Here is a 3,962-nt window from a genome sequence, read left to right as displayed (position 1 = left end):
AATTTTCCATACATAATTCTTTTTCTGTACTTTGGTATAAACACAACATGGTACTGGCATTTGTACCTTGAATGTGATAAGCTGTAACTGTCCACTTTGGACCGCCTCCTATTCTCTTTAGTATTGGCTTGAGACACCTTTACTATCGTATCATAGGAGGCTTTACTTTTCACCATACAACGTCACTACTACACGATTCGCCCCAGCATAGCTGGGGGATTAGCATTTTCATTTACAACCTGAAAAGTCAAGTCTTGACCTGCTATTGAAAGCTGTCTGTTTATTAAAACTGTTTATTGAAAGCTGTCTTAGAGTCGGCCGACGGCACTTTGTGACCGCCTTTAGTCTTTTTGCAGCACAGCCACTTTCATGCTGCGTACATACTCTCCGATCGGCCCTGCTGCCTCCCGTCCGTACTTCTCACACAGACGAACAATGGCACTGCCCACAATAGCACCATCCGATACAGCTGCCATTTTTTCAGCCTGCGCCGGTGTTGAAATACCGAATCCAACGGCGCATGGGATGTCCGGATTAGCCTCTTTGACAAGGCGCACCATGGCACCGATATCTGTTGTAATCTCACTTCTGACACCGGTAACTCCCAGTGACGAAACGCAATACACAAATCCTTTTGCCTCTGCAGCGATCATTTTGATGCGGTCATGGGATGTCGGTGCGATCATAGAAATCAAATCCAATCCTGCCGCTTCACACAGCGGTGCAAATTCTTCCTTTTCTTCATACGGCACATCCGGAAGGATCAATCCATCAACCCCAACCTCCGCCGCTTTGTCCAGAAACCTTGCAGTGCCATAAGAAAATACAACATTGGCATAAGTCATAAAAACCATCGGAAGTGTCACTTTCTGCCGTACACGTCGAACAATGTCAAATACTTTATCCGTCGTCACACCGCCGGATAAAGCACGCAAATTGCCTTCCTGGATCACAGATCCCTCTGCTGTCGAATCTGAAAAAGGAATACCCAGCTCAATCAGATCCGCACCGGCCGCTGCCATGGCCTCTATAATTTTTTCTGTTGTTTCTAAATCCGGATCACCGCAGGTGATAAACGGAATAAATGCTTTTTCTTTTGCAAATGCTTCTTTAATCTTACTCATGGATATCCTCCCCTCTGTATCTTGCAATGGCTGCGCAGTCTTTGTCACCGCGGCCGGAAATATTGATCACAATAATCTGATTTTTCGTCATGGTCGGTGCCAGTTTCATGGCATAGCTGACGGCATGGGCCGATTCAATGGCCGGAATAATACCTTCTGTACGGCTCATATATTCAAAAGCCTCCACCGCTTCATCATCGGTAACAGCAACATATTCCGCACGTCCGCTGTCATAAAGCATAGCATGTTCCGGTCCGATTCCCGGATAATCCAGACCGGCGGAAATAGAATAAATCGGTGCAATCTGACCAAATTCATCCTGACAGAAATAAGATTTCATACCGTGGAAAATGCCCAGCCGCCCTGTTGCAATCGTTGCTGCCGTTTCCGCTGTATTCATCACAAGGACAGTGACAAGGAACATCCTCTCATTCCTGGACTGCAGGTCTTCCAGAAGGTTCTTCGCTTCTTCCCCATAGGTCACAAGGTCAGACGGCAGCACATCCATGTCGTAACCGGAACGCACCGCCCGCTTCTGCTCCTCAATCTTCATCTTGTCCAGGTCAGAGATTTTACTCTTGATCATCTTGATGGCAGAGGTCTGGTCAATGGACTGGATATGGATATTCACATTGATACTCTCATCCACATCCAGAAAATCTGCCAGCATACGGTCGGTCAGTTCCGGTGCGAGGATCTGCAGGTAACTGACGCTTCCCAGTGTCTTTCCCATCATAAATGAAGTGTTTTTCGAGAAGTTAAACGATGTCGGTGCGATAAAATCCTTTGTCTTAAGCCCCGTCTGTGGAAGCATCTTGTAATTGAACCGGAACGGCTCGATCCGGTCCTGGTTGAACACATGGTACATGATCTCAAGACGCTCCACCCCGTTCAATGGATGAGCCTGTGCCCCAAGCACTTTAAAGTTGTTGAGGATATCCGCCTCAATCCGCTCAAGCCTCGGTCTTGCCACCTTTAAACTCTCCGCTTCAATCCCGAACGTAATATACTTTGATTTCACCAGACCGTTATTCCCTTTGGAAAGCTGGTTCTTTAACATCGTCCGGTATTCTTCCCGGATCTCATTAAAATCATCGTTCTGGTCCGGGATATCAATGCTCTTTTCAAACTCTGCCACATCCACCTGCTGGTTGATAAAAGACAGCTGCACACTGATGGACGAGTCAAAGTAATTCAGGAAATCACAGTAATTCTCAAAGATCGTGGTCTTATCCTCATTCAGGGCAAGCTGGTAATTGATATCGTAAAACTGTACGGTTTTGGAAAAAAAGTTTTTCGATACCTGGCAGATGCCATCCGCAAACATCCGCTGATAAGGGATGCTCTGCTGGGCAGTATGGGGAATGTTCTTCTGCCGTTTTCTTTCCTTCTCCTGTTTCTTCCTACGCTTTTCCTTTTCCCTTTCCTTTTTGTCGTTTCTTTTTCTTCTTTCCTGACGGTTTTTTCTTGCCGCCGCTTCCAGGCACTGCTGCTGTACCTGTTTCTTCTTTTTTGCCATCCGGCACACCCTCCTTCTTTACGAGGGAATCCACCGCCTGATAGAAGTTCTCCGTCTGGTACGGACGTTTCGCCGGACAGAGGAATTTCTGGCGGATGATATTTCCCATCACTTTTTCAAAAGGGAGACCGTCTTTTTCATACATTGCCATAAAGAAAAATGGCAGCATGACAGTTACCATAAGGATCGCTGACACACTGGAACCAAGGGGTTTCTTTGCCAGCAGGTATAACGGGACTCCCACTACTGCGGCAAGCGAAAAAAAGATCAGCTGCCGCTTTGTCAGGTTCAATGCTACTTTTGTCTTGACCTTGGTAAGGTCTTTTGGTACTGGTACATACGCCATAGGTAGTACTCCTTTCTTTTCCTGCCCGTCAGTGGGCATTGAATATTGATTTACTGAGGCTTCCGGTCTTAAACAGTGAAAATGCCAGTACGACCGTATATGCCGCCACTGAAAACATTGCCCCATGCAGGTTTGTGGATATGGTCATCGCATTGACCAGTACGGAATAAATGCCAACACAGACCAGCATGAAGAATCCCTGAAATGCCAGGGCGAACAAGCCTTTCAGATAGTTGTTCCCGATATTGCCCCACTCCTTATTGGTCATGGTGGCAAACGGGATCGGTGCCACGGAAGTATAAAGGTAGATCTCAATCATCCTGCCATACATGATCACCGTGATAATCACGGAAAGGATGCTCATGGTAAGGCTGATGAGAAGTGTTTCCATTGCCAGTAAAAACAGTTCCCCGATCTCCATATCTTCCAGAGATTCGGTCAGGGTAGCAATGGCGGCAGAAGCATCCACCGCCGTACTTCCGGAGATCACACCGGCTGCACCATTTACAATGTGCTGCCCCACATCAAATACCGCCATTGTGATATTGAATGTGTTCGTCACAAGGTAAATCGCCACATACGCCTTAAAGATCCAGAGAAAAATGTTGTAAGTTTCAAACTCATGGAAGTTATTCTTCTGTGTGACCATTGTGATCAGCTCATAACAAAGCACGAACGTGATGATCAGACCGGCGATGGGCACGATCACCGTCTGGGACAGGTTTTGGATGAGGTTAAAAACCCCTGCATTCCATCCCTGCGGTGTCTGCCCGACCTGACTGGCAATCGTTCCCACCTTATCATTGACCTCCACAAACATCCCTTCCAGACCATTCTGGATCATCCTGATGTTGTATAAATAAAGTTGACACCTTATTCTCAAAGAATTCATGTATAATAAAGAGAATAAGGAGGAACTCTCAATGTCACGTACCCAACGTAAATACGACCACGAATATAAGGTCCAGGCTGT

Annotated in this window: 4 protein-coding genes and 1 pseudogene; all 5 read right to left on the bottom strand. The window is 46.5% G+C overall.

Features of this window, described 5'->3' with window-relative positions; all coding sequences use genetic code 11:
* Positions 1 to 95, bottom strand: a pseudogene (locus FYJ57_RS15585) (IS200/IS605 family transposase); the annotation flags it as partial.
* Between the two features lie 246 nt (positions 96 to 341).
* Positions 342 to 1,124 (bottom strand): tryptophan synthase subunit alpha, encoded by a 783-nt coding sequence (gene trpA, locus FYJ57_RS14805; protein ID WP_154433249.1) that lies wholly within the window; start codon positions 1,122 to 1,124, stop codon positions 342 to 344.
* Positions 1,117 to 2,643 (bottom strand): VirB4-like conjugal transfer ATPase, CD1110 family, encoded by a 1,527-nt coding sequence (locus tag FYJ57_RS14800; protein ID WP_408636495.1) that lies wholly within the window; start codon positions 2,641 to 2,643, stop codon positions 1,117 to 1,119. Before FYJ57_RS14800 ends, trpA begins: the two co-directional genes overlap by 8 nt.
* Entirely contained in the window at positions 2,528 to 2,989 is a 462-nt protein-coding gene (locus FYJ57_RS14795) for a PrgI family protein (RefSeq protein ID WP_154433248.1), read from the bottom strand. Before FYJ57_RS14795 ends, FYJ57_RS14800 begins: the two co-directional genes overlap by 116 nt.
* Before the next feature lie 28 nt (positions 2,990 to 3,017).
* On the bottom strand, positions 3,018 to 3,833 hold the full coding sequence (locus FYJ57_RS14790; RefSeq protein ID WP_205840010.1) for a VirB6/TrbL-like conjugal transfer protein, CD1112 family: 816 nt from the start codon (positions 3,831 to 3,833) through the stop codon (positions 3,018 to 3,020).
* Between the last annotated feature and the right edge of the window lie 129 nt (positions 3,834 to 3,962).

It is taken from the genome of Oliverpabstia intestinalis (assembly GCF_009696065.1).
Taxonomy (GTDB): Bacteria; Bacillota; Clostridia; order Lachnospirales; family Lachnospiraceae; genus Oliverpabstia; species Oliverpabstia intestinalis.
The sequence above is the reverse complement of the archived record's forward strand: the minus strand, read 5'-3'. Positions and strand labels throughout refer to the sequence as shown.

What these genes read in the sequence shown, in the direction of transcription:
- trpA (WP_154433249.1), bottom strand. Translation starts at nt 1,124, where the DNA reads ATGAGTAAGATTAAAGAAGCATTTGCAAAAGAAAAAGCATTTATTCCG.
- FYJ57_RS14800 (WP_408636495.1), bottom strand. Translation starts at nt 2,643, where the DNA reads ATGGCAAAAAAGAAGAAACAGGTACAGCAGCAGTGCCTGGAAGCGGCG.
- FYJ57_RS14795 (WP_154433248.1), bottom strand. Translation starts at nt 2,989, where the DNA reads ATGGCGTATGTACCAGTACCAAAAGACCTTACCAAGGTCAAGACAAAA.
- FYJ57_RS14790 (WP_205840010.1), bottom strand. Translation starts at nt 3,833, where the DNA reads ATGATCCAGAATGGTCTGGAAGGGATGTTTGTGGAGGTCAATGATAAG.